Genomic DNA, 24544 nt, shown 5'->3' with positions numbered 1-24544 from the left:
ATTAAAAAATTAATTAAAGTGAATTCAAAAAATGAAAAAAGTGTTATAATATAGCAAATTCCGAAGTTTAATAAGGAGGGAAAAATGGAAGAATTTTATCCATATACTTTAACAATCCATCTTCTTTGTGCTATTTTGTTTATAGGTTATTTGTTTGTTGATGTATTTGTTTTGGGTGTAGTTAAAAAGAAAAATCCTAATTTTGACAAAAGTCTTTTTAGTGCTACCGGGGTTAAAATAATGCCTTTTGTGGTTCTTTTGCTTTTTTTAAGCGGAGGTGCTTTGGCAGGTTTTCATTTTAAACCTTTAAATTTACTTTTTGCTATAAAAATTATTTTGGCTTTTGGAATTTTATCTTTAGTTGTTTTTTCTTTATTTTGTCATTTTATATTAAAGAAGAAAAACCCGCTTGGTGCTTTTATCCACCCTTTTGTATTTGTGCTTTGTATCGCGATAGTAATACTGGCTAAATTAATGAATTATTTTTTTATACCTTGCTAAGAAATACTCCACATTCAAGATGTGGAGTATTGGCAAATTGATCAAAAAGAGCAAACTCTTCCACTCTATGTGTTAGACTTAATTCTTTTAAATTTTCTTTTAAAGTGATAGGATTGCAAGAAATATAAATAATATTTTCATATTTTTTTATTAAGTCAATTACGCTTTTATCAAGTCCTGCACGGGGTGGATCAACTAAAACATGAGAGAAATTAAAATCATCTAATCGAATATCTTTTAAACGAAAAAATTCTCTTTCTTTTTTGATAGCAAGACTTAATTCTTCGCTTGAAAGTCTTGCAAAGCGGATATTTGTTGCACTGTTAAGCTCGCAATTTTTTAAAGCAAAATTAATATTGCTTTTTGAAATTTCAGTGGCTAAAACTTTAAAAAAGAATGGTGCTAAAGCTAAAGTAAAATTTCCATATCCACAGTAAAGCTCAAGTAAATCCATTCTTTTTTGAGTGCTTAAAATTTCACATACCCAAGTAATCATTTTTTCATTTATAGCAGTATTAGGCTGAATAAAACAATCGTTGTTAAATTCATAAAATATTTTTCTATCTTGAATATTTAAAGTTTGTCTTAGATTTTCTGTTTTAAAAATAAGTTTTTTGCCTTTACTTCTTGCTATAAGGTTGATATGAAGAATATTGCTTAAATTTTCTAAATTTGACTTTATATCTTCTATATTTTTATGATAAAGTAAAGTTACGCTAAGTTCTTGCTTTGTGGTTAAAAACTCCACGCCAAAAAGTTTTTCTTTTAATTTATTATCTTGACGCAAGCATTCTAGAAGTTTTGGCATAAAAGCGCAAATTTTTTCATCAGCAAAATCTAAATATTCTATAATATACTTTTTTTTGCTTTTTGGATCAAACATTGCATAAAAAAGCGTATCATTTTCATGATAAAATGAAAGTTCAGCTCTTGTACGATAATGTTTATCTTTTGAGGCAAAAAGTTTAAATTCCTTTGTATAAAATTCTTTAAAATATTTTTTTATGAAAGAGTGTTTTTCATCTAAAGTAAGAAAATTTCCAAAATTTTCAAGACTCATGGAACTTTCTTTCCGATGAGTCTTAGTAAAAGCGCAATAAGTATGAAATTCAAAGGCAAGACAAGCCAAACACTAAGTCCTAAAGATACAGGAATATATCCAGCGATTAAAGAAATACCACAGATAAATAAAGCATAAGGAATTTGTGTTCTTACATGCTCCATATGATCGCATTTTGCGCTCATAGATGAAAGGATTACATTATCTGAAATTGGTGAGCAATGGTTTCCAAAAATCGCACCTGTTAAAACGCAGCTTATATTAATAACCATATAATGATGCATAGCATTTGCATCCATACCATTGATTTTGGCGATTTCATGAGCTAAAGGCACAGCCAAAGGCATTAAAATCCCCATAGTTCCATAGCTTGTTCCTATGGCAAAAGAAATGGCTGAAGCAAAAGCAAAAATAGTAGCAGGCAAAATAAACTCAGGCAATTTATCTGCAAGTAAACTAGTGATAAATAAAGAAGTTCCTAGATCTTTTACTATACTTGAAAGCGACCAAGCAAATAAAAGCAATACTATGGTAAAAATCATGGTTTTCCAGCCATATATCCAAGTTTCTACCGCTTCTTTAAGATTGAAAATTTTACGACGCACCCCGATAAAAATCGCTACAATAGCAGCAAACAAAGCAGCTTGGAATAACACCACAGAAGAATCAGCATTTCCAAAAGCAGCCCTAAAAGTTTCAAAAGACAAAGGATTGGCGCTTGCTTTTGCAAGTTCTTCGCCTTCTAAAGTGCTAAGTCCATTAAAATAAAATCCTAATATAGCTAAAATGATTAAAGTAAAAATAGGAACAATAGCATCAAAAGCACGAATTTTAATACCTTCTTTTGGCGCTAAAAACTGATCTTCTAATTCAGCAGTATCTAGTATGCCTGATTTAGGTAGAGGTGCAATTTGTCCTGTGGTTCTTGCACGCACTTCAGCCTTGTACATAGAACCAAACTCACGTCCCATGATTGCAGTCATGGCTACAAAAAAAAGCATGAAGATATTATAAAAACGATAAGGTATGGTTTCGACAAAAATTCCAAAAGCACTAATATCGCTAATGTCTATGTGTTCATAAGCGGTTTTAATTAAGGAAACTTCTAAGCCTATCCAAGTAGAAATTACAGCTATTCCTGCTACGGGAGCGGCAGTAGAATCGATAATAAAGGCAAATTTTTCACGAGAAATTTTAAATTTATCCGCCAAAGGACGCATAATTGGACCTACGATCAGTAAATTAGCATAATCATCAAAAAATATTAAAAGCCCTAAAAACCAAGTGTTAACTTGAGCTGATACAGCTGATTTGGCTCTTTTGGCAAATTTTAATGCTACAGCTTTTGCACCACCCATTTTTGTGATAAGTGCTACAAGACCACCTATACAAAGAATTTGCAAAATGATTCCTGCATTTACTGGATCTGAAGTTGAGCCTAAGATGTAAGAAATAATCTTTGAAAAAGATTCTACTGCGGTATTGTAATAATTTACAAAAGCTAAATGTTGTGCTTTAAAAATATTTACAGAAAGGCTAAGTAGAAAAGTTCCGCTTAAAACCCCAGCAAAGAGTGATAAAATAACATCTTTTGTGATAAAGGCTAAAGCAATAGCAACTAAAGGTGGTATAAGCGTAAAAGCTCCAAACAAATTAGCATTTGCAGCTGCTTCTGAGGAGTTTGCAAATGCAACTAAAGGTAAAAACAATAAAACTAAAAATTTATTCATTCATCTCTTTCTATATAAAATCCATTCCAAGTTTGTGTTACCGGCATAAGCTCGATTTCATTAACATTAATATGGCTTGGTAGGTTAATGATAGACATTACTACTTTGGCAATATCATTAGCACTGATAAATTGCGTATTTTCATACACTGCATCAGCTTTTTGGATATCTCCTTTAAAACGCACTTCACTAAATTCAGTTTTGCAAAGTCCTGGAGCAATGTTTGTTACTTTGATATTGCTTCCTCTAAGATCATTTCTTAAGGCCAATGAAAATTGTCCTACAAAGGCTTTGGTTCCACAATACACATTGCCTCCAAAATAAGGATTGCGTCCCGCAACTGAACCTAAGTTAAAAATATAAGCATTTTTTTGTTTACGAAGTATAGGAATAACAGCTTTTGCAACATATAAAAACCCTTTGATGTTTGTATCTACCATAGTGTTAATATCTTCAAGGTTTAATTTATCAAATTCATCTACCCCTAAAGCCAAGCCTGCATTATTAAAAAGCACATCAATTTCTTGAAATTCTTTAGGTAAATTTTCAATAGCCCCAAAGATTTCTTTTTGATTTCTTACATCTATGCAAAGGGTGTAAATCTTATCTTTATGAGCATTTTTTAGCTCTTCTAGACGCTCTTTGCGTCTAGCAAGGGCGATTACTTTGTAGCCTTCTTGTATAAAAGCTTCAACACAAGCTCTACCAAAACCTGAACTAGCTCCTGTAATAAATGCGGTTTTCATTCTAAACTATCTCCGTAAAATAGATTTTCATTTGCTTTTAAACCCAAGCTTTTTAGATAATCAGCATTTTCTTTTTTACCTGCTGATAGTGCAAAGTCAAGCGCATTAAAACCAAGATCATCAACAGCATTAAAATTTGCTCCTTTTGAAATAAGAAGTTTTAAAATTTCAACATTGCCATAGGTTGCAGCATGCATTAAAACATTTTTTGAAGTGTGCTCTAGAGCACAAAATGTAATAAAATAAGGCGTATTTGAACCTATGTTCGCACTTAATGCTAATTTTTCATTGTTATTAATATATTTTTGATTAACATTTGCTCCATTATCAAGAAGTAGTTTTATGATATCAAGACGATTAAACTCTATGGCATAAAAAAGCGGGGTTTTACCAAAGGCATTGGCTTGATTAACATTTGCTCCATTTTGGATTAAAAAATTTGTATTTTCATAATTTTCCAATGCGTAAAAAATAGCACTTTCATAACCTTCGTCAATTCTAGCACCAAAACGAATCAAAAGTTCTAAAATTTCTTTTTCTCTTTGATTTAGAAGCGCTGCTTGCAAGGCTATCGTAAGATCATCTTGGCTTGGATTATTTGAAAAAATAAAATCTTGTATATAAGATACCGAATAATTTTTATTTGACATGATTTTTGCTAAAGGACTAATGTCTTTGTAAATTTTTGTTTCACCAACAGCCCAATTTAAAAATTCGTTTAAGGCATTGCTAGTATAGTAAATATTACTACCTTTGTCAAAATTAAAATTACTTTCAAAATACTTTTCTAAAGGTTCTATAGCATTGTTATATTCTTTCCAAAAAGCTTTGTAAAGTCTAAAATTTCCTATACTTTGATATGCCCAATATCTAAAATAAGATTTTAAAATATCATATTTTTTTTCTAAATTTTCGGGTGTATCTAAAGTTTTTTGATAAGCGATGGGATCGATAGCTATTTTTAATAATAAAAAATCAAATTGTTGTAATTTGGGCAAATAAGCCACACCATTACAAGAGCTATTGCTTCCGCGAATTTCATTGGAAATCGCATAGAGTTTTTTTGTAAAATCTTGATTTTTTAAAGATTCTTTACAGCTTGAAGCTATATTTAAATAATCTAAATTTGAACTTTTATTTAGCAATATTTTATTATTTTTAATGTTGTCGCAGTTAATGGCATCGCTAGCCATTAAACTTGCAAAACAACAAAAGGAAGTGAATAATAACTTCAATATTTTTCCTTTGAAAATTTTAATTTTGTTATTTAATCCAAATAAGTATTAAATTTGAATTAATTTTCAAGTTTGAAATTTTCAATCTCATTAAAATTTAAATATCTATAGATATTTGCCTTATGCTCATCACTTAGTTTTTCGCTGACAATTTGTAAGTATTCTTCCTTGCTTGGAATTTTACCCAAAATCGCACAAACTGCCGCAAGTTCTGCGCTGCCTAAATATACTTTAGCACCCATTCCCATACGGTTGTCAAAATTTCTTGTAGAAGTTGAGAAAACTACAGCTCCATCATTTACTCTAGCTTGATTACCCATACACAAAGAACAACCAGGAACTTCTATTCTAGCACCTGCTGCACCAAAGATGCTGTAATAACCTTCATTAGTAAGTTGTGCTTTATCCATTTTTGTTGGAGGCACTACCCAAAGTCTGGTTTTAAGTATGCCTTTATCTTTTAAAATTTCTCCTAAAGCTCTATAATGTCCTATGTTTGTCATACAAGAACCTACAAAAACTTCATCTATATTTTTTGGACGCTTATCATCGGCTAAAATTTCGCTTAAGGTTGCCACATCATCAGGGTCATTTGGACAAGCTAGGATTGGCTCTTTAATGTCATTAAGATTAATATCTATAATATAAGCGTATTTTGCATCTTTATCTGCTCTTAAAAGAGTAGGGTTTTTAAGCCATTCTCTCATTTTTTCAGCCCTTCTAGCAAGAGTAGCTTTATTCTCATATCCTGCTTCTATCATAGCTTCAATTAAAGAAATATTGGATTTGATATATTCGCTTACACTTTCTATGCTTAAATCCACACTGCAAGCAGCTGCAGATCTTTCAGCACTTGCATCACTAAGTTCAAAAGCTTGTTCGACTTTTAAGTTTGGCAAGCCTTCTATTTCTAAAATTTTTCCTGCAAAAATATTTTTCTTATTTTTCTTTTCAACGGTAAGTTGTCCTTGTTTGATTGCATAATAAGGTATAGCATTAACCAAATCTCTTAAGGTAACTCCAGCTTGTAATTCCCCGCTAAAACGCACTAAAACACTTTCAGGGACATTTAAAGGCATAGAACCAGTAACTGCAGCAAAAGCCACAAGTCCACTTCCTGCAGGGAAAGAAATTCCTATAGGAAAGCGTGTGTGAGAATCCCCACCCGTTCCTACGGTATCTGGCAATACAAAACGATTAAGCCAAGAGTGAATAACCCCATCACCTGGTTTTAAACTTACCCCACCACGACTTGTCATGAAATTGGGCAAGGTTTTATGTAAATTTGAATCGCTTACTTTTGGATAAGCAGCTGTATGGCAAAAGCTTTGCATCACAAAGTCTGCATTAAAACCTAGGCTTGCAAGTTCTTTAATTTCATCTCTAGTCATAGGACCTGTGGTATCTTGAGAGCCTACAGTTAAAGTTATAGGTTCTATATACATACCTGGACGCACGCCTTCAACTCCACAGGCACGACCTAGCATTTTTTGAGCCAAGGTATAACCACCGCTTGAAGATTTAGGTTGTTCAGGTTTGGTAAAGATATTTTCACTTTCCATTCCTAAAAATTCTCTAGCCTTAGTACAAAGCCCGCGACCTATGATAAGTGGGATTCTTCCTCCTGCTCTAACTTCATCTAAGAGAGTGTTTGGACTGAGTGTAAATTCTGCAATTGTAGAGTCATTTTTTATAATTTTTCCCTCATAAGGATGAATTTCAAACTCATCGCCCATTTCTAAGTTTGTTACATCACAGATGATAGGTAAAGCCCCGCTATCTTGAGCAGTGTTAAAGAAAATCGGTGCTATAGTTGAACCCATTACTATACCACCGCTATGCTTGTTTGGCACACCTTCTATTTCTTTTCCTAAATGCCATTGTATAGAATTTATTGCTGATTTTCTACTTGAACCTGTTCCTACAACATCACCTACATAAACTACTTCTCGACCGCTTTTTTTAAGCTCTTTGATTTTTTCTAAGGATCCTGCTTGTCTTACCTTTAGCATGGCATTTGCATGCAAAGGAATATCGCTTCTTGTAAAAGCATCTCCTGCAGGGCTTAGATCGTCGGTATTTGTTTCACCTGCTACTTTGAAAACTATACATTTAATCACTTGAGGTAATTTTTCTTTTTTGTTAAACCAGTCCGCATTTGCCCAGCTTTGTAAAACTTCCTTAGCGTGTGGATTGTTTTTGCTAAGTTCAGCTATGGTATGAAAATTATCATGAATAAAAATAATATTTTTCAACACTTCTGCAGAATCTTTGGCTATGTTTTCATCTTTTAAGGCATCAATTAAAACTTTAACATTATATCCGCCTAGCATAGTTCCAAGCATTCTTAAGGCTCTTTTTTTGTCTATATTTGGAGCACTGATTTTGCCTTTAAGTATAGAATCTAAAAATTCACATTTTACTAAAGCTGCATCATCAACACCAGGATTTACTCTATTTTCTAAAAGATTTGCAAGCTCTTCATTATTTTCATTTTCAAGTAGTTTACAAAGTTCTTTAGTTTGATTTGCATTTAAAGGAAGGGGTGGTATACCCAAAGCGGCTCTTTCTTCAACAAGTTTATTGTATTCTTGCATAAAAGACATTTTCTACTCCTTAAATATTTTTTATTATAATTGTAGCTCTTTGAAGGATAAAAAATGTTTAAAGTTTATTATAAAATGCCTTTATGTTACCTATCTTTACATAGTGATGGAAAATTTTTAACTAGAGTCGATTTGTGTGATAATAAAAGATCAGAAAAAAATTGTAGCTTGCTTGACTTAGCAAAATATGAACTTGATTTATATTTTACTCATAAGCTTAGAAAATTTAGCATTCCTGTTTTGATACAAGGCACAGATTTTGAATCAAAGGTTTATAAGGCTTTAATGAAAATTCCTTATGGTAAAATAGCTACTTATAAAGATATAGCAGAAAAAATTAATCATCCAAAAGCTTTTAGAGCTGTCGGAAATGCAAATTTTAAAAATCAAATTCCTATTTTTATACCTTGTCATAGAGTTATTGCAAGCAATGGCATAGGAGGATATAATGGAGGGCTTGAAATAAAAAGATTTTTGCTTGAAAATGAAGGAGTGAATTTAAAATAAGCTTGGGGTTTGATTTTCTTTGTTTTCAAATTCTTGTTCAAAAATATCATAATTTTCAAGAATTAAACAATATTTAAAATTTTTTAATTTTCTTAAATCTGAAAGTTGATTATAGGAAAAATCACAAAATAAAGAATTTTTAGAAGCAATTTTAAAGTCTTTTATGTTTTTAAATTTTTCTTTCCAGAATTCAAAGGTATTTTGGTTGTTGCTTACAATAAACGCTTGAGAGCTTGAACCAAAAGGAGTGATTTCAAATTTATCATCAATAAAATAAATTTTAAAATCATCAATCTTATTAAAGTCAAATATTATTTTTTGATTTTTTTCTTTTAAAAAAGAAATAATTTTTGCAAAACTATTTGCGTAAAAAAAAGGTAAATTAAGATTTTTAAAATATAAATTTTCACAAATCAAAGTTGTAAAAAAGAAGCTAGATCGCGATAATAAGGTAAAATTAGCGTCTTTTAGACTATGAGAATAAGCACAAAGTTTATTTAAGTAATTTTCTTCACAGTAGCAAAAAATTTCACCCTTTTTTGCTTTGATTAGTTTTTCAAAATCAGCAAAAATATTTCCTTTTAAAATGTTAAAATAAAAAGCCTTGCAAAGACTTAGTTCGTAAGATTTAAAAAGTAAAAATTCACATTCTTTATCTTCACAAAAAAAGCGTAAAAATCTTACAAGAGCTTGTTCTAGATTTTCTACTCTAAAGTAAAAAATGTCTTTATCTTCAATAGTAATGTCATTTTCTGTAATTATAGCATAAGCGCCTTTTTTTACAGCTTGGGTAATTTCTTTTTTATCGTTATTAAAGAAGGCAAAGCCTGCTTTAAGTTCGTTTAAATTTATGGCAAAACCTTCCACACTTAAAACGCTACCTTCATGAATGAGCGTTGCGTTTAAAAGTTCGCCTAAATTGCTAATTTGCATATTTTAGCCTACTAAAGAACCGTTTTGTACAAGTTGTTCAGGGGCGATTAAAACAAGTTTATCTCCGCTTTTTGCAGAAAGTATCATACCATCGCTTTCATGTCCAAAAATTTTAGCTTTTTTAAGATTACTTATAATGCAAACTTGTTTACCGATTAAATCACTGGCTTTATAGTATTTTGCTATGCCTGAGAGTACTTGACGGATTTCTTTATTGTCAAGTTCGAGTTGAAATTTTAAAAGTTTTTCACTCCCTTCTATATTTTGACAATCAAGTACCTTAGCAACTTTGATTTCAATTTTTGCAAAATCATCGATTTTTATTTTAGGACTTTCTTCTTTTTTAGCTTCTTCTTTAATTTCTTGTTTTAAAAGAGCTTTTTCTACTTTTGGAAATAAAGCTTCACAAGGATTTGCTTTAAAATCTAAAAGTTCATTATCAAGTATCATTTTTGCGTAATTTACAGACGAAATTTCAAAATTTAAAGCCAAAGCTACTTTTTGACAAGACTTTGGTAGAGCAGGGCTTAGCAAAAGACTTGTTTTGGCTAAAATATTTGCACAAAGTGCCACTAAAGCATTAGCTTGTTCGTGTTTGTTTTCTTTGATTAAATTCCAAGGTTCGTATTTGCTAATGGCTAAATTTGCCACACTTAAGGCTTTAAAAAGTTCTTCTAAATAACGATTACACTGTAAGTTTTCTAAAAATTCTACTGCTAAATTTAAGTGTTCTTTTGCTTGATTTAATTCAGCATTGTAAAATTTTAAAACACCTTCTTTTGAAATATTTCCTTGAGAATATTTTGTACTCATACCTATAATGCGATTAAGTAAATTTCCAAATTCATTGCTGAGTTCAGCATTGATACGATTTATCAGCATATTTTCGCTAAAATCCCCATCATTACCAAAAGGCACTTCTCTAAGCAAGAAATATCTAAAAGCTTCACTTCCATAGGCATCAACCACTTCTTTAGGTTTTACAACATTGCCTTTAGATTTGCTCATTTTTTCACTTTCTTTAGTCCACCAGCCATGTGCACCTATAAATTTTGGCAAAGGCAAATCCACGCTCATTAAAAAAGCTGGCCAATAAATGGCATGAAAACGCAAGATATCTTTTCCTACTAAATGCACATGCGCGGGCCAAAATTTAGCATTTTCTCCCTTGCTTTGAAAATCAAGAGAACTTATATAGATAAAAAGTGCATCAAGCCATACATAAATAATATGTTTATCATCATTAATTTCTTGAGGCAGTTTAATCCCCCAATCAAAACTTGTTCTTGTAATGGAAAGATCTTTAAGGCCACTTTGGATAAAATTTATAAGTTCATTTTTTTTGTTTTTTGGTAGAATGGGATCTTTTTCTTCATACCATTGTAAAATTTTATCTTGATATTTTGAAAGTTTGAAAAAATAGCTTTCTTCTTTTAAAATTCTAGTTTGTTTGCCACAATCTGGACAAGAACAATCATTGATAAGCTGACTTTGAGTAAAAAAGCTTTCACAAGAAATACAATAGTGTCCTTCGTATTCATCTTTATAAATATCACCTTTTTGCCACATTTTTAAAAACATAGCTTTAACGAATTCAATATGCCTTGTATCAGTTGTTCTTGCGTAAATATCATAGGTAATTTCAAATTCATCCCATAATTTTTTAAATTCAAAACTGATTTTATCAGCATATTCTTGAGGAGTGAAATTTCTTAGTTTGGCAGCTTCTTCGATTTTTTGTCCATGCTCATCTGTTCCTGTTAGAAATCTTGTTTCATGTCCTTGCAAACGATAAAATCTTGCTAAAGTATCGGCTATGATGGTAGTATAAGCATGACCTAAATGAGGCACATCATTTACATAATAAATTGGTGTTGTAATATAACGCATTTTTTTCCTTTAAAAGTCAAATCCGCCTTCGGTTTTACCCTTAGACATACTGTTATAGACTGCATCAACATAATTTTTTCTAGTTTGGCAGTTAAAAATTTCATCGCAATTATAACAAGAGTTTAGATTTTTTGAGTTTTGACATGAAAGTAAAATTTCTTTTTTTTTATCCATATCAAGTTCAAATTCATCTCTAATCTCACTCATTGTAAACCTTTAAAAGTTTTGAAATTTCATATTCTGAGCCAAAAAAACAAGGAGTTGTAGCATGGATTTTATCAAATTCAAGTTCAAGTAAGGAGTGATTTTTTCCATTTGTGGTTTTTCCGCCTGCTTTTTCTATAATAAAGGCTAAAGGAAAGACTTCAAAAAAAGCACGAAGTTTGCCATTAGGCGCATCTTGTGTTGCAGGATAACTAAAAATCCCACCCCCTTTTAATAAAATTTGATTGATATCGCTTACCATAGCCCCAGAATATCTTAAGCGATATCCTTCATCAAAAAGACTTTTGACAAATTTAGCGTGTTTTTCTTCCCAAAATTTTTGCGTTCCGCCTGTAGCATTAATTTTGCCTTTTTCATTCATTTTAAGATCTTTTATAAAAATAAATTCATTATTTGCATTTAGGCGATAAAGTTTTGGTTGATCTTTGCAAATCACAAGTTCTAAGCGCGCTCCATACATACTATAAAGTGCAGCTCTTAAATTTTTGGCATTTGCTTTTTCTTCATAGATGGCAAAAATAGAACCTATAGCAAAATTAACATCCATTAAGCTAGAACCGTCTAAAGGATCATAAGCTACGATAAAATTTGCTTTTTTATTAAGCGTTAAAATTTCGTCTTTTTCTTCACTTATGATGGCTTTAATGCTTGAACATTGACTTAGGGTTTTTGTGATGATTTCATCGCTTAAAACATCAAATTTGAGTTGGGTATCGCCTGTAAAATTTTGATTTTGACTGTAGCTTGTATCGGGAAATTTTAAAGCGTTAGAAATTTCTAAAACAGCTTTTTGTATATAAGAAATCACTTCTTGCATTTTATAATTCTCCTTGCAAATTTTTAGCATTTTTAAGTATATATTGACAAATAGCTTGTATATCGTTTAAATCAAGCCAAGTAAGATAAGGGTGAGAAATTTTTTCATAGCTTGCGATGGCGTTTGAAAAAGTAAAATAACTTTCATCAATTTCTTTGCAAAATACGCTAATGCGTGGTAAATCAAGAGTTTTCAATCCTTCAACCAAACAAATGTCAAAATCAGGGCTTAATTTTAAAGCTTTTAAAATATCTCTATTTTCATGAGAAAAAAAAGTTGTTCTTGTAGGGCTTAAAACCATGACTTCAGCTCCGCTTTGAAAAAATTTAAAACTATCTTTACCGTTAAAATCAAATTGAGCTTTATCGGCAGGATCGTGTTTAATGATTAAAACTTTTAAATTTTGTTGCAAAAAATTATCAGCTATTTTGGTGATGAGTGTAGTTTTTCCTGAATTTGAAGGCCCGCTAAAAGCTATGATAAGTTGTTTCATAAAATATACTCTTAATTTTTTTGTAAAATTATATCTTTTTAAACCAAAAAATAGGGTTAAAAGGCTACAATAATACTAAAAAATATGGAAAAAGAATGAAAATTTATAGTGTAATTTTAGGTGCTTTTTTGCTTGGAGCTTGTTCTTTAAAAGATCAGGCGATTGTGGATACAAATTTAAAATCTCAAACTTTAATGTTTACTCAAAAATACAAAATCACACAAGATAAGATTAATGCCATTGTAACCATGTCTTATTTAAACCCAATTCTAGACAAGATAAGTAAAGATGATGTATTGGCCTTGTCTTTTACTCCAAATACATTAAAAATTCAAAATTTAGAAGTTTTTATCAATAATAAAAAAGCTAATATTGAAAAACTGGATGATGAGTATTTAAAATATATAATGCAAAATAACTATACTGATTATTTTAAAGTATCTCTTCCTAGTGTCAAGGAAGAGACTAGGCTTGTAGCTAAGATTTGTTTAGATCATTTGCCTTGTTTTGAATTAAATTTTCAAAAATATCCGAAATCTTTATACTATCGTTCAGAAGATGTCGATACACAATATAATTAGCTAGAACTTTTTTTCCGTAAATTCGGCTTTCTTGATAAGGAACTAGCTCCATAGACAAGAAAGGTTCAAATTTGCCCGTCTTAAACATATCATTTCTTGCAAGCATACGGTTAGTAAATCCTATACCACCATTATAAGCATAAGCGACAAAAAGTGGAGATTTTAAACGTGATTCAAGGTAATTTAGATGATAATTTCCAAAGTAATATGCTATTTCAGGTTTAAACATAAAATCTTGATCGAAATTTGGAATTTTTAATTCTTTTTCCCCTATGTGATTGGCTAAAAATGGCATAAATTGCATCATGCCTAAAGCATAAGAAACTGAAATAGCAGTTGGAATAAAACGACTTTCTTGTCTGGCAATAGCCAAAATTAAAGCTTGTCTTGTTTTATTATAGTCTTTTATATTGTCATAATAAGGCATTATAAAATAATGTTTTTTAAAATTATTTTTGCGTTCTAATATGTAAGCATAAATAGGCAAGGTTTCTTGTGTGTCAAATTCTTTTGCCAAGACATCTAGTTGACTTGCGTTAGCATCGCGAATTTGTTTGTTTATTTTTTGCCAAGCAAAAGGATCTTGCATATTAAAATTATTTTTTTTCTTGCTTGGATTAAGGCTTTCTATCTTTGGAAAAGGTGTGTTAGTAAGTTCTTTTGCGTAAAGACTATAAATATTTAAAGAAGAACTTTGCGATAAAGTTTTTAAATCTTCTTCATTGTTTTTAATCAACCACATCCAAAATATAGCATTATCTTTATTGCTTTGCGATTTAAAACTTTGTGCCGCCTTTTTAAAAAAGTCATAAGCAAGCTCTGTTTTATCATAAGTTAAGGCATTGACTCCTAAATAGAAAGCAGAATCTTCACTTACATTTTCAGGATTTATTTCTAGCATAGAATGTCTAAATTTTGGATTTTCTTTTTTAATAATAATATTTTGTGCAAAATCTTTAAAACCAATGTGGTTTGGTAGTTTATTGACTAAACTTGTATTTAAATCTAAGTCGTATTTTTTAGAATAATTATAAAGTTTAAAAAAACCATTAATATCTTCTTTTTGTGCTATATAGCTCATAGGATCAGAAGTATTAAAAGCTAGTAGTAAATTTGTCAAATCAGGTCTTTGATTTTTAAAGGTTTGAGCTAAAGTAGTTCGGTCTTTGGAATTTAAACTTGCTATAAAAACTAATGAATTTAAGCGCACACTTTGACAAGTTAAATTTGCATCTAAGATAGTATTTGCTGTATAGGTATAGCATTTAGCATATTTTGGGTTGATATAAGGCTTTAAAGGAATGATTTTTTCAAGTTCGGATTTAATTTTTCCTATATAGCGAAAAATATGAGAATTTAAATCCTGTGCATCTTTTTTACTGATTTTATTTTTTTCTAAAAGCCTATAAATATAATAATCTTTAGCAAGTGAATTTTCTTCTTTTTTGAGTTTTTCTATGCTATATTGTGTAGCATTTAAACTTGAAAAAATAAATAAAAAAATGAGTATTTTTTTTATCACAATATACTCCTTAAGATATTCCCAAGAAAAATACCAAGAAACTGCAATGCTAAGACTATAATCAAAGGTGCAAGATCAATATTACCAATGCGTGTTGGAATTTTTCTAACTAAGGCGTAAGCAGGATAACTTAATTTATATAAAATTTGCACTATGGGATTATAAGGATCAGGGTTTACCCAGCTTAAAAGTGCTGTGATGATAATAATCCAAGTATAAATGTTAATGACAATTTGTAGTACTTGAAAAATAGAAATAATAAAAGAGTCTATAACCATAGTTAAATCCTTGCTAATTCGTGAATAAAATTTTTAATATAAGGATAAAGATCGCTAAGCTCAGGTCCGTGAATATTTCCTGTTAAAATTATCCTTAAAGGCATGAAAAATTTTTTACCTTTTAAGTCGCTTTTGCTTAAAAGTTCATTTTTAAAATCTTCATAGTTTTCAAAAAGTTCAATATCTTTTAAGAGTTCTTTTAAAATTTTACATTCTACTTCAAACTCGCCAAAGTCTTTTGTGCTAAAAATAGCTCGCATTTTTTCTTTAAGTTCTTTTATGGTGCTTGCTTCTTGAGTGTAAAATTTAGCAAGTTGTGCAAGATCTTTGTTTAAATCTAAAATTTTATTAAGCTCATCATCTTTGATCATTTTGATATGTTCGCGATTGATTTGTAAGAGTTTTTTAAGATCAAATCTTGCGGGAGCTTTTGAAACTTTAGAAATATCAAACCATTTTATAGCTTCTTCTAAGGTAAAAATTTCACAAGGAGTTTTATTGCCTAGCATGATCAGATAATTTGCGATTGCACTAGGTAAAATTCCACTTTCAAGTAGCCATTTTACAGAAGAATGTGCTTCTCTTTTGCTCATTTTAACACCTTCTTCGTTTAAAATGATAGGCAAGTGCGCATAAGTTATGGCTTTATTATAGTCTAAACTTGCGCGGATATGTTCTTGTTTTGGAGTGTTTGAAACATGATCTTCTCCGCGTATAATACAAGTAACATTTTCAAGCATATCATCAACCGCACAAGCAAAATTATAAGTTGGAGTTTTATCCGTTCTCATAATCACAAAAGAGTCTATGTTTTCAGGTTTAAAACTTAATTCACCTTTGATAAAATCTGTAAATTTCATAGTGTGAGTAGGTTTTTTAAGACGGATAACAAAGGGTTTTTCACATTCTAAAACATCGATATCGGCTAGTTTTTCACAAGTGCCATCGTAGCGATAAGCTTTACCTTGTTTTTTAGCTAGCTCTTTTTTTGCTTCAAGTTCTTCTTCAGTACAAAAACAAGCAAAAGCTTTTTTTTCACTTACAAGTTTTAAAGCCATTTGGCGATGGAATTTTAAATTTTCACTTTGTATATAGTAATGCTGCCATGAAATACCAAAAAGATTTAAAATTTCTTTGATTTCTTCTTCTTTTCCTGCTATATTTCTAGCCTTATCAGTATCTTCAATACGTAAGATAAAATCCATATTTTTTTGTCTTGCACAGATATAGTTAAAAATTGCTGCGCGTAAATTTCCTATGTGCATATCACCTGTGGGAGAAGGTGCAAAACGGTACATTTTATAGCCTTTAAAATTATTTAAAAGTTTATTATAACAGAAAAATTTATACGGATATTTAATTTTACTTGGTTATAATACTTTTATGATATTTTTAATTTTTTCTTTCATTGTATTATTGATTTTTGGCTTAGCAAATGTTTATATTTATAAAAGATTAATCAAGAAAATTACTCTTTTTAAGTATTTTTATAAAATTTTTGCCTTTATTTTTATTGTGCTTTTTTTAGCCCAAGCTGTGTTTTTAATATTTCGTAGAGATGAATATTTAAGTGATACTTGGTATGAAATTTTAGCCATGCTTTATGCGCCGACTTATTGTTTGTTTTTTATGACTTTAGCTTGGGATTTTATTAAATTGATTTTAGCTCTTATGGGTAAAAGAGATAAAAAATATAATCTTATTTTGCGTTTGATTTTTGAGCTTTCTCTTATAGTTTTAAGTGTGTTTTTAATTTATATAAGTATAAATAATGCTCTAAAAACACCTGAAGTAAAGAGTGTTGATGTTGAAATACCAAATCTTAAACAAGATTTAAAAATTGTCATGCTTACTGATATACATTTGGGTAAAAATTTGCATGAAAATTTTTTAGATAAGCTCATCACTAAAGTGAATTTGCAAAGTCCTGATATGGTTGTAATAGTAGGAGATCTGATTGATACTAATCCTAAAGATTTAAAAAATTACATCTCAAAACTTAATGATTTTAATTCCACTTATGGAACTTTTTATGCCTTGGGAAATCATGAGTATTATCATGGTATCAATAAAGTTTTGGATTTACTTAGAAAACATACTAATATGAAAATTTTAGTCAATCAAAATTTAGATTTAGGTTTTATAAATATTGCTGGACTTGGAGATTTAGCCGGACTTAATAAGGGTTTATATGCTCCTGATTTAGCAAGAATAAAAGTGGATTTAAATACAAGTAAAGCTAGTATTTTACTCACACATCAACCCAAAACAGCTTTGCTTTATGATTTAAGTGATTTTGACCTTGTTTTAAGTGGGCATACGCATGGAGGGCAAATTTTCCCTTTTATGTTTTTAGTTAAACTTCAGCAAGGTTTTGTTCATGGGCTTTATGATTTAGGAGAAAAAACTAAGCTTTATGTGAGTAGTGGAGCAGGATTTTGGGGGCCAAGTCTTAGAGTTTTTGCTCCGAGTGAAATAGTGATTTTAAATTTAAAAGGAAAAAAATGAGTTTTTCAAAAGAAAGTTCGAGGCTTTTTGGTTTTGTAGCGGGGATTAAATTTCCCAAAATGATACAAAAAGTTATTAATGAAAATTATGTTAAGTATTTTAATATCGATATGAGTGAATTTAAAGCTCCTTGTGAATACGAGAGTTTAAATGCTCTTTTTACAAGAACTTTTCACATTCCAAGGAAACTTGAAGAAGGTTTTATCAGTCCAAGTGATGGTAAAATTTTAGAGTGTGGAAGTACTTTTTTGGCAAATGAAGAACATTTTGCTTTTTCTATAAAAGGGCATACTTATAGCGTTGAGGAGCTTTTAAAAGATAGCTTTGAAAAAGATGAGCTTAAAAATGGGCTTGATTATGTCAATATCTATCTTTCTCCAAAAGATTATCATCGTTATCACAGCCCTTGTGATATGCAAATTTTGAGTGCAACTTACACAAGTGGCGCCCTTTATAGTGTAAATGAAAAGCATTTAGAACGCATTAGTAATTTGTATGTAAAAAATGAAAGAGTGAGTTTAAAATGTCAAAATGAAAAAGGTATTTTTTGGCTTGTTTTTGTAGGAGCGCAAAATGTAGGAAAAATGCGTTTTAATTTTGATATAAGCATACAAACCAATGCTAAAATTTCTCATAATTTTACTAGAAAATATGAAAATTTAAATCTAAAAAAAGGCGAAGAACTAGGAAATTTTGAACTGGGTTCTACTATAGTTTTAATCTCTCAAAAAGGACTTTTAACTTTTAATTTAAAGATAGGGCAGGGTATTAAATTTGGAGAAAAAATAGCGGATTAGTTTTTAGGAGTTTTATTTGCCATTTGATAGATAAAGGCAAAAACTTCAGCTACAGCTTTATACATATTAGGTGGAATTTCATCACCTAAGTCAAGCTTGCTTAAAATTTCTATTAAATCTTCATCTTCTTTAATGGGAACTCCGTGTTCCTTGGCTAAAGAAATAATTTTAGCAGCACTTTCACCTTTGCCACTTGCAAGCACTTTTGGGGCAGAGTTTTTTTCTTTTTGATAGCCTAGAGCTACAGCTTTTTTAATCGATCTTTTGATTTTGCTCATACTTTTTTATCCATACCCATTTCAAGATCTAAATTTTTCATATTTCTAGTATCAAATTTACTTCTTATGATATCACCTACAAAGAAATTTGCACTTAAAAGTCCTGCTTTATTGATATTTCTTTTAAGCTCATGGGCATTTTCATAGATGGTTTTTCTAAATTCAATATTTTCTGCCATAATATTAATATCTATATATTTTTCATTATTTAAAGAAATAAGAATTTCCAAATCCCCAAGTTTTGCAAATTCGAGTTTAATTTGAGCAAAAAATTTATCCTTTTTTCCGCGTCTAAACATAATTTTAGAATCATTTAAATCATCCCAAGAAAAAGGCAGATAAGTATTGATAGAATCATTAGCTAAAGACATAAGCTGATTGATTTCAATTTGCGCTAAAAGACGATTAGCTTGATTATATATAGCTTCATTGCCTTCATTTTTAGCTAAATTTGAAATTTGCAAAAGTGTTGATTTTACATCATGATGTAAAGATTCAGCTATATCTTGTTCTGTTTTTGGTTTAATTTGCGCTAGATCTTTGGTAGAAAGATTGAGTTTGTGTTCGAGATTTTTAAGTTCTGCTTGATTAAGTTTGGCATTTTGAGTATAAGGTTCAAGTTCTTTTAAGCTTTCATTAAGTCTACGAGAAAGATTGCTTAAATTTTTACTTAAATCTTGCACTTGTTCTAGATCTAAATTTTCTACATTAAATGCTAAATTTTTTACAATATTTTGTTTTATAAATTCCTGATTTTTAAAAATATTTTGCATAGTTTGGTTATTGTTAAGTTGAATATTTTGAGAATTATTTAAATTTTGCGTATTATTTGTGTTAGGATTTGAAGTGTTGGTATTTGTATTGATTGAAGTTTTGTTTTCTGTTTTTGTTTCATAAAATTTTGGATTTTCTTTGATATTTTCTTTTGATTTTTCTTGTTTTTCATCTTTAATTTTTTCTTGGTTTGGAGTAGAATTTTTTATATCATTGTCTGGATTATTTTCTGTTTCATTGTTTTGAATATCATTTTTTGTATCTTGGGTATCTTCTTCGTGGGTTTTTATATTAGAATCTAATTTTGAATCTTGCTTGGTATCATCTGTGAGATTTTCTTCTTTTGATGCTTTTGTATGTTTTTCTTCATCTTGGTTTTTTGTGTTATGATTAAGTTTTTCTTCTTTGATATTTTCTTTGTTACTTAAAAGATTTTCTAAAATATTTTCTTTATCTTGTATTTTAGAAGCTTGATTGCCTAGTATATTTTTTAAAGTATTTTCAAGTTTTTCAAAGGCGGTAGCAGTTTGCTTAAGGATGTTTGGATCTTTTATCATTAAATTTTCTGGCTTATTAAGAGCTTTGAAAAAATCATTTTTGATGGAATTTAATTCTTTTAAAATTTTATTAGCTATAGGGGTGATTTTTTCTTGAGCATGACTGGGATTTTTACTTATATAATTTTTAAAATTTTCCAATTTAGAACTTAAATTTAAAAGTGCTTTAAAAGAACTTTGATTTAAAATTTGCTTATTTTCATTTTTGCTAGAATTAATAATATTTTTTAATTCTTTTAAAGTGTCTTTTGGGTTTAAATTTGCATTTGCAAGTTGGGCTATCTGAATACTTAGTTTTTCACTACTAAGACCTTTGATTGTACTTAAAAGAGAGTGAAAACTTTTGGGCAGCAATTCTTCGTTTAGGGCATCTTTTAATTTAGCTTCTAAAAATACGCCTGAATTTTTAAACAAAGGAGCTAAGTTGTTGTTTTTTATTTCACTGGCAGGTTTTAAAATTTGATTTAATCTGTCTAAAACTTGTGTAAAAGTATCGCTTTTTGCAAGTTCTGTGCTTAAAGTTTTTAATTCATTAGCAAAATTAGGAGCTAAATTTAAATTTTTTCCTTGTTTAAGCACAGGGGAATCGGGGTTTTTTTGAGCATTGATTTGATCTAAAAGTTTATTAACAAGTTCTTTTAATTTGGTGCCTGTTTCATTTTGAACAAATTTTGCTAGTATTTCTTCACTGCTAGCATCCTTGCTTAAACCTAAATTTTGCTTTAAAGCTTGCGCAAGTGCTTCTTTTGGATTGTCCTTTAAATTTGTTTTATCTTTTGAAGTAGAGTTATCTACTTTTAAATCATTTTTTTGCGTATTGGCAATTTGACTTGCTAGTTGAGTATTAATCATCAAATATCACCATATTTCCAGGCTTTTTCTTAAATTTTTTATTTAAAATATTTGGTTTATTGATAGCAAAAAGAATTAAAAATGCTAAAGAAACTATATAAAACCATATAAAACCTTTGATTTCAAAGTATTGCATTAAAAAACCTAAAATTAAAGGGCCAAACAAAGAGCCCAAAGAATAGCAAAAAAGAACCCCACGACCTAACTCTACGCCTTTATTTTTGCTTACTAAAACATCATTTGCTCTAGCAAGTGCTAAAGCATATAAACAAAATATTCCTATACCAAGAGTAATTCCTAAAAAATATTGCATATACAAATGAAGTTTAAAAAAGATAAATATAAGCATAGTGATAAATCCTATGCTTGCGCAAGTGATAATGGCAAATTTGCGACCAAGTTTATCTGAAATAGTTCCTATGATGGTTTGTGCAATAAAACCACCTAAAACCCCACAAAATATAAAATAAGAAACCGCTTTTGTATCAAAACCTTGCAAAAGTATAAATAAAGATGCCATAGAAAAAAAGCCATTTATAAGCATTCCGGCTATAAAGCTTGTGACGATAGCTAAAGGAGCTATATCAAAAATTTTAGGTATAGAAATAGGACTTGATGCGGGCAAAACAGGTTCTTTGATTTTAATCAAATTTAAAGGCAAAGATGAAAGTAAAATCAAAGTTGCACTGAGAATAAATACACTATGTTTGCTTAAATTTAACGCTATGATTAAAACTCCAATACCAAAAGCAAGATAAAAAACAATTTCATAAAAACCTAAAATTCTAGATCGAATGGCATTTTTGCTTTTTTCATTAAGCCATGATTCTATGACCATTAAAAGTCCATAGTAGCAAATTCCTATGAAAAATCTTAAAACAGCCCAAAAAATAAGATTTTCGCTTACTGTATGAAGCATAGCTGAAATTCCAAAAATAGCCCCAAATAGCCCAAAAGAGCGTATATGACCTATACGAGAAATAATTTTATGAGCACTGATGGTTCCAACAAGAGCGCCTATAAAAAAACAAGAACTTACCACTCCAACAGCTAAAGAACTTTCTCCGTTTTCTTTTAATATAACACCTATAGAGCTTACTATCAAGGCATTACCTGCAAATAAAAATGCCATACCAGCAAAAAGTGCTGTCATTGATTTAATAATTTTTTTTGGACTCATACTTTTTTATATATAAAATAAAAATAAACACACAAACTAGCAAGGATGAAATTCCACAAATATAAGCAAAGATATCTAATCTATCTTGGCGATGTAAAAATAAAAATCCAGCAACCAATATTACATAAGCCATCAATTTAAAGAGAGTAAAAAACATAGTAAAAAAATGGATTTTCTCTTTAATATTTGGCTTTAAATCGTCTTTTAGAACTTTAAAATGAATAATTTTTGATAAATTTTGTTTTTTTTTGATAAAAAGCGATGAAATGAAATTAAAATCTTTTTCATAATTTTTTGATTTTTTTATAATGACTTTTTTATAATTTAAATAAGAAGCAAAAATAATCAATAAAACACTAAAAAAAGCTATTTCATAGCTTAAAAATGTATCTAATTTAAAATGATTTAACAATGAAAATATGATCCAAAAAAATAAATGAATAATGGCAAAAATACAAAATAGAGCTTTTTTATGTTCCATTATTTATTCTTTTCTTTTTGAATTTTTTCTTTGATCAACTCATCTCTTTCTTTAAATTCTTCATAGCTTTTTACTTGAACTTTATAAGCTTTGTAAACATTAAGTATGGCAGCACTGATCCCCCAAAAAACTCCAAGCCAAAAAAGCCAAGGATAAGGAGTAAATTTTTTAAGTAAATATCCTATTCCCACACCTATAAATACAGCAACAACCATAGAGATGCCAAGACTTAAACCATCCGCAGCTTCAAGAGTTTTGCGAATGATTTTTTGTCTTTTACTGTTGGAATTTTCTAAGTGATTTTTTTCTTCTTTTAAAATATTGCTCATATTCTTTTAAAGCTTTCCCTAACAGCCTCTAGTGTTGTATCTATAATTTTATCATCCATTTTTGAACATATAAAGCTTGTTTCAAATTGAGAAGGCGCTAAATAAATTCCATTTTCAAGCATATTTTTGTGAAATTTTGAAAATAATGCTAGATCAGATTTTAATGCATCTTGGTAGTTTGATACAGGATCTTTGGTGAAAAAGTATCCAAACATAGAACCTACATGACAAACTTGCAGTGGAAGTCCTTTTTCATCTGCTAATTTTTTCATTCCTTGGGTAAGTTTTTTTGCTAATTTTCCAAGTTTGTCATAAAGCTTGGTTTTCTTTTTGGCTTTTGTAAGGCTTGCTATACCTGCAGCCATTGCTAAAGGATTTCCACTTAAAGTTCCTGCTTGATAAACTCCACCCAAAGGACTTAAAATATCCATAATTTCAGCTCTAGAAGCAAATGCTGCTGCAGGTAGACCGCCTCCTATTACCTTACCAAAAGTAATTATATCTGCTTGGATATGATTGATTCCATAGGAACCAAGGTAAGATGCTCTATATCCACTCATTACTTCATCAAAAATCAGCAGAGTTTGATTGTTTTTACAGATCTTAGCAAGTTCTTCTAAAAAATCTTGTTTAGCTGGAACTAAGCCCATATTTCCAGCAATAGGCTCAATGATAACACATGCAATATCTTTATTTTTTTCAAAAAGTTCTTTAACGCTATTTATATCATTATATTTTGCTACTAAAGTGTGTTTAGCTACATCTTCTAAAACACCTAAAGAACTAGGAGAGTTAAAAGTAGCAGCACCACTTCCTGCACTCACTAATAATGAATCAGAATGCCCGTGATAACATCCTTCAAATTTTAAAATTTTATCTTTTTTAGTAAAACCACGGGCAAGACGAATAGCACTCATGGTTGCTTCTGTTCCGCTACTTACAAAGCGGATCTTTTCTAAATGAGGAAAATCAGATAAAACAAGCTTAGCAAGTTCAGTTTCTAATAAAGTCGGAGCTCCAAAACTTGAACCTTTGTGAAGTGCTTTTTGGCAAGCTTTTTGTATATCTTTATCACAATGTCCAAAAAGTAAAGGCCCCCAGCTTTGAACATAGTCTATATAAGATTTTCCATCTATATCAAAAATATAAGCACCTTTTCCATGGGAAATAAATTTTGGCTCACTTTGAACATTTGCAAAAGCACGAACTGGAGAATTTACACCACCTGCGATGAATTTACACGCTTCTTTAAAAGCTTTTTTGTTTGTCATTTTTCTTCCTTGCTAAATTGCTTGATGTAATTATATAAAGTTACAATTTCATCATTTGTTAAAGAGTAATTTGGCATGATTGATTTTGCGTCTTTACTCTGATTAAGAGAATTTTTAAAATTCTCAAAACTAAGATTTTGTATACTTGGAACTTTATAAGCTGTTTTAATACCATTTTTCATATAATATCCTAAAATTTGTTCGCTTCCATCTGCTCCATGGCATTCTTTGCAACTAATGCCCCTTGGATTTTCATAAAGCATTTTAGAGTATTCTTTAAGAGTGATAAAATCAGCACCAAAAAGACTGATACTGAATAAAAAAAACATTAAAACAATTTTCAAAGTTTCACCTTGTTAATGAAGTTTTAATATGATACAATTTTTACTTTAA

25 protein-coding genes are annotated in these 24544 nt (G+C 29.9%); 5 read left to right on the top strand and 20 right to left on the bottom strand.

Annotated elements, in window-relative coordinates; all coding sequences use genetic code 11:
- The first annotated feature begins 84 nt into the window (after nucleotides 1-84).
- Nucleotides 85-501, top strand: a complete 417-nt coding sequence (locus AJN60_RS05215; RefSeq protein WP_002861471.1) for a membrane protein — start codon at nucleotides 85-87, stop codon at nucleotides 499-501.
- Here AJN60_RS05215 and trmA read toward each other — a convergent pair.
- From trmA to AJN60_RS05190, 5 genes are read right to left on the bottom strand one after another with little or no spacing between them, the layout of a single operon-like run.
- Nucleotides 488-1561: a tRNA (uridine(54)-C5)-methyltransferase TrmA gene (gene trmA / locus AJN60_RS05210; protein WP_070286017.1), complete on the bottom strand. Its 1074-nt coding sequence runs from the start codon at nucleotides 1559-1561 to the stop codon at nucleotides 488-490. The genes AJN60_RS05215 and trmA overlap by 14 nt on opposite strands.
- A complete protein-coding gene (locus AJN60_RS05205; RefSeq protein ID WP_070286016.1) occupies nucleotides 1558-3291 on the bottom strand; it encodes a Na+/H+ antiporter NhaC family protein in 1734 nt (577 codons plus the stop codon). Before AJN60_RS05205 ends, trmA begins: the two co-directional genes overlap by 4 nt.
- Nucleotides 3288-4037 carry an SDR family NAD(P)-dependent oxidoreductase gene (locus AJN60_RS05200; protein WP_053872917.1) on the bottom strand — a complete coding sequence of 250 codons (750 nt, stop codon included), beginning with the start codon at nucleotides 4035-4037 and terminating at the stop codon, nucleotides 3288-3290. The genes AJN60_RS05205 and AJN60_RS05200 overlap by 4 nt, the downstream gene beginning before the upstream one ends.
- Nucleotides 4034-5272, bottom strand: coding sequence for an ankyrin repeat domain-containing protein (locus AJN60_RS05195; protein WP_070286015.1), 1239 nt, complete (start codon nucleotides 5270-5272; stop codon nucleotides 4034-4036). Before AJN60_RS05195 ends, AJN60_RS05200 begins: the two co-directional genes overlap by 4 nt.
- Nucleotides 5273-5331: 59 nt before the next feature.
- Nucleotides 5332-7878 (bottom strand): bifunctional aconitate hydratase 2/2-methylisocitrate dehydratase, encoded by a 2547-nt coding sequence (locus AJN60_RS05190; protein WP_070286014.1) that lies wholly within the window; start codon nucleotides 7876-7878, stop codon nucleotides 5332-5334.
- 54 nt (nucleotides 7879-7932) lie between these two features.
- Between AJN60_RS05190 and AJN60_RS05185 the strand changes: the two genes are divergently transcribed.
- The gene (locus AJN60_RS05185; protein ID WP_070286013.1) at nucleotides 7933-8385 is read left to right on the top strand and encodes a methylated-DNA--[protein]-cysteine S-methyltransferase; all 453 of its coding nucleotides are present in this window, start codon (nucleotides 7933-7935) and stop codon (nucleotides 8383-8385) included.
- Here the strand turns inward: AJN60_RS05185 and AJN60_RS05180 are convergent.
- The 5 genes from AJN60_RS05180 to mobB are packed head-to-tail and all read right to left on the bottom strand — an operon-like array spanning nucleotide 8377 to nucleotide 12743.
- The gene (locus tag AJN60_RS05180; protein ID WP_002867484.1) at nucleotides 8377-9318 is read right to left on the bottom strand and encodes a hypothetical protein; all 942 of its coding nucleotides are present in this window, start codon (nucleotides 9316-9318) and stop codon (nucleotides 8377-8379) included. The genes AJN60_RS05185 and AJN60_RS05180 overlap by 9 nt on opposite strands.
- 3 nt (nucleotides 9319-9321) lie before the next feature.
- Nucleotides 9322-11208: a methionine--tRNA ligase gene (gene metG / locus AJN60_RS05175; protein ID WP_070286012.1), complete on the bottom strand. Its 1887-nt coding sequence runs from the start codon at nucleotides 11206-11208 to the stop codon at nucleotides 9322-9324.
- A gap of 9 nt (nucleotides 11209-11217) precedes the next feature.
- A complete protein-coding gene (locus AJN60_RS05170; RefSeq protein ID WP_070286011.1) occupies nucleotides 11218-11415 on the bottom strand; it encodes a hypothetical protein in 198 nt (65 codons plus the stop codon).
- Nucleotides 11408-12250: a class 1 fructose-bisphosphatase gene (locus tag AJN60_RS05165; protein WP_070286010.1), complete on the bottom strand. Its 843-nt coding sequence runs from the start codon at nucleotides 12248-12250 to the stop codon at nucleotides 11408-11410. The genes AJN60_RS05170 and AJN60_RS05165 overlap by 8 nt, the downstream gene beginning before the upstream one ends.
- Nucleotide 12251: 1 nt before the next feature.
- Nucleotides 12252-12743 (bottom strand): molybdopterin-guanine dinucleotide biosynthesis protein B, encoded by a 492-nt coding sequence (gene mobB / locus AJN60_RS05160; protein WP_002861481.1) that lies wholly within the window; start codon nucleotides 12741-12743, stop codon nucleotides 12252-12254.
- 95 nt (nucleotides 12744-12838) lie between these two features.
- Between mobB and AJN60_RS05155 the strand changes: the two genes are divergently transcribed.
- A complete protein-coding gene (locus tag AJN60_RS05155) occupies nucleotides 12839-13324 on the top strand; it encodes a hypothetical protein (protein WP_070286009.1) in 486 nt (161 codons plus the stop codon).
- On the opposite strand, the gene AJN60_RS05150 is transcribed toward AJN60_RS05155, so the two are convergent.
- The 3 genes from AJN60_RS05150 to gltX are packed head-to-tail and all read right to left on the bottom strand — an operon-like array spanning nucleotide 13221 to nucleotide 16422.
- Nucleotides 13221-14846 carry a lytic transglycosylase domain-containing protein gene (locus tag AJN60_RS05150; protein ID WP_079860508.1) on the bottom strand — a complete coding sequence of 542 codons (1626 nt, stop codon included), beginning with the start codon at nucleotides 14844-14846 and terminating at the stop codon, nucleotides 13221-13223. The two genes, AJN60_RS05155 and AJN60_RS05150, sit on opposite strands and share 104 nt — an antisense overlap.
- The gene (locus tag AJN60_RS05145) at nucleotides 14843-15124 is read right to left on the bottom strand and encodes a YggT family protein (RefSeq protein ID WP_002852501.1); all 282 of its coding nucleotides are present in this window, start codon (nucleotides 15122-15124) and stop codon (nucleotides 14843-14845) included. The genes AJN60_RS05150 and AJN60_RS05145 overlap by 4 nt, the downstream gene beginning before the upstream one ends.
- A 2-nt stretch (nucleotides 15125-15126) precedes the next feature.
- A complete protein-coding gene (gene gltX / locus AJN60_RS05140; protein WP_070286008.1) occupies nucleotides 15127-16422 on the bottom strand; it encodes a glutamate--tRNA ligase in 1296 nt (431 codons plus the stop codon).
- An 85-nt stretch (nucleotides 16423-16507) separates the two neighbouring features.
- Between gltX and AJN60_RS05135 the strand changes: the two genes are divergently transcribed.
- A complete protein-coding gene (locus AJN60_RS05135; protein ID WP_070286007.1) occupies nucleotides 16508-17632 on the top strand; it encodes a metallophosphoesterase in 1125 nt (374 codons plus the stop codon).
- The gene (locus AJN60_RS05130) at nucleotides 17629-18429 is read left to right on the top strand and encodes a phosphatidylserine decarboxylase (RefSeq protein WP_070286006.1); all 801 of its coding nucleotides are present in this window, start codon (nucleotides 17629-17631) and stop codon (nucleotides 18427-18429) included. The genes AJN60_RS05135 and AJN60_RS05130 overlap by 4 nt, the downstream gene beginning before the upstream one ends.
- Here the strand turns inward: AJN60_RS05130 and AJN60_RS05125 are convergent.
- The 7 genes from AJN60_RS05125 to AJN60_RS05095 are packed head-to-tail and all read right to left on the bottom strand — an operon-like array spanning nucleotide 18426 to nucleotide 24495.
- The gene (locus tag AJN60_RS05125) at nucleotides 18426-18707 is read right to left on the bottom strand and encodes a FlhB-like flagellar biosynthesis protein (protein WP_002852641.1); all 282 of its coding nucleotides are present in this window, start codon (nucleotides 18705-18707) and stop codon (nucleotides 18426-18428) included. The genes AJN60_RS05130 and AJN60_RS05125 overlap by 4 nt on opposite strands.
- Nucleotides 18704-20890: a flagellar hook-length control protein FliK gene (locus AJN60_RS05120; protein ID WP_070286005.1), complete on the bottom strand. Its 2187-nt coding sequence runs from the start codon at nucleotides 20888-20890 to the stop codon at nucleotides 18704-18706. The genes AJN60_RS05125 and AJN60_RS05120 overlap by 4 nt, the downstream gene beginning before the upstream one ends.
- A complete protein-coding gene (locus AJN60_RS05115; RefSeq protein WP_070233337.1) occupies nucleotides 20883-22070 on the bottom strand; it encodes an MFS transporter in 1188 nt (395 codons plus the stop codon). The genes AJN60_RS05120 and AJN60_RS05115 overlap by 8 nt, the downstream gene beginning before the upstream one ends.
- A complete protein-coding gene (locus AJN60_RS05110; RefSeq protein WP_070286004.1) occupies nucleotides 22048-22551 on the bottom strand; it encodes a hypothetical protein in 504 nt (167 codons plus the stop codon). The genes AJN60_RS05115 and AJN60_RS05110 overlap by 23 nt, the downstream gene beginning before the upstream one ends.
- A complete protein-coding gene (locus AJN60_RS05105) occupies nucleotides 22551-22880 on the bottom strand; it encodes an AtpZ/AtpI family protein (RefSeq protein ID WP_002852414.1) in 330 nt (109 codons plus the stop codon). The genes AJN60_RS05110 and AJN60_RS05105 overlap by 1 nt, the downstream gene beginning before the upstream one ends.
- Entirely contained in the window at nucleotides 22877-24151 is a 1275-nt protein-coding gene (gene hemL / locus AJN60_RS05100; protein ID WP_070286003.1) for a glutamate-1-semialdehyde 2,1-aminomutase, read from the bottom strand. Before hemL ends, AJN60_RS05105 begins: the two co-directional genes overlap by 4 nt.
- A complete protein-coding gene (locus AJN60_RS05095) occupies nucleotides 24148-24495 on the bottom strand; it encodes a c-type cytochrome (protein ID WP_002852485.1) in 348 nt (115 codons plus the stop codon). The genes hemL and AJN60_RS05095 overlap by 4 nt, the downstream gene beginning before the upstream one ends.
- Nucleotides 24496-24544: the final 49 nt, after the last annotated feature.

The organism is Campylobacter sp. BCW_4323 (assembly GCF_001763115.1).
GTDB lineage: Bacteria > Campylobacterota > Campylobacteria > Campylobacterales > Campylobacteraceae > Campylobacter_D > Campylobacter_D jejuni.
Note: the sequence above shows the minus strand (reverse complement) of the source record. Positions and strands in the feature narration are given on the sequence as shown.

Bases quoted from the DNA above. Each gene is read 5' to 3' on its own strand.
- AJN60_RS05215 (WP_002861471.1), top strand. From the start codon at position 85: ATGGAAGAATTTTATCCATATACTTTAACAATCCATCTTCTTTGTGCT.
- trmA (WP_070286017.1), bottom strand. From the start codon at position 1,561: ATGAGTCTTGAAAATTTTGGAAATTTTCTTACTTTAGATGAAAAACAC.
- AJN60_RS05205 (WP_070286016.1), bottom strand. From the start codon at position 3,291: ATGAATAAATTTTTAGTTTTATTGTTTTTACCTTTAGTTGCATTTGCA.
- AJN60_RS05200 (WP_053872917.1), bottom strand. From the start codon at position 4,037: ATGAAAACCGCATTTATTACAGGAGCTAGTTCAGGTTTTGGTAGAGCT.
- AJN60_RS05190 (WP_070286014.1), bottom strand. From the start codon at position 7,878: ATGTCTTTTATGCAAGAATACAATAAACTTGTTGAAGAAAGAGCCGCT.
- AJN60_RS05185 (WP_070286013.1), top strand. From the start codon at position 7,933: ATGTTTAAAGTTTATTATAAAATGCCTTTATGTTACCTATCTTTACAT.
- AJN60_RS05180 (WP_002867484.1), bottom strand. From the start codon at position 9,318: ATGCAAATTAGCAATTTAGGCGAACTTTTAAACGCAACGCTCATTCAT.
- metG (WP_070286012.1), bottom strand. From the start codon at position 11,208: ATGCGTTATATTACAACACCAATTTATTATGTAAATGATGTGCCTCAT.
- AJN60_RS05170 (WP_070286011.1), bottom strand. From the start codon at position 11,415: ATGAGTGAGATTAGAGATGAATTTGAACTTGATATGGATAAAAAAAAA.
- AJN60_RS05165 (WP_070286010.1), bottom strand. From the start codon at position 12,250: ATGCAAGAAGTGATTTCTTATATACAAAAAGCTGTTTTAGAAATTTCT.
- mobB (WP_002861481.1), bottom strand. From the start codon at position 12,743: ATGAAACAACTTATCATAGCTTTTAGCGGGCCTTCAAATTCAGGAAAA.
- AJN60_RS05155 (WP_070286009.1), top strand. From the start codon at position 12,839: ATGAAAATTTATAGTGTAATTTTAGGTGCTTTTTTGCTTGGAGCTTGT.
- AJN60_RS05145 (WP_002852501.1), bottom strand. From the start codon at position 15,124: ATGGTTATAGACTCTTTTATTATTTCTATTTTTCAAGTACTACAAATT.
- gltX (WP_070286008.1), bottom strand. From the start codon at position 16,422: ATGTACCGTTTTGCACCTTCTCCCACAGGTGATATGCACATAGGAAAT.
- AJN60_RS05135 (WP_070286007.1), top strand. From the start codon at position 16,508: ATGATATTTTTAATTTTTTCTTTCATTGTATTATTGATTTTTGGCTTA.
- AJN60_RS05130 (WP_070286006.1), top strand. From the start codon at position 17,629: ATGAGTTTTTCAAAAGAAAGTTCGAGGCTTTTTGGTTTTGTAGCGGGG.
- AJN60_RS05125 (WP_002852641.1), bottom strand. From the start codon at position 18,707: ATGAGCAAAATCAAAAGATCGATTAAAAAAGCTGTAGCTCTAGGCTAT.
- AJN60_RS05120 (WP_070286005.1), bottom strand. From the start codon at position 20,890: ATGATTAATACTCAACTAGCAAGTCAAATTGCCAATACGCAAAAAAAT.
- AJN60_RS05115 (WP_070233337.1), bottom strand. From the start codon at position 22,070: ATGAGTCCAAAAAAAATTATTAAATCAATGACAGCACTTTTTGCTGGT.
- AJN60_RS05110 (WP_070286004.1), bottom strand. From the start codon at position 22,551: ATGGAACATAAAAAAGCTCTATTTTGTATTTTTGCCATTATTCATTTA.
- AJN60_RS05105 (WP_002852414.1), bottom strand. From the start codon at position 22,880: ATGAGCAATATTTTAAAAGAAGAAAAAAATCACTTAGAAAATTCCAAC.
- hemL (WP_070286003.1), bottom strand. From the start codon at position 24,151: ATGACAAACAAAAAAGCTTTTAAAGAAGCGTGTAAATTCATCGCAGGT.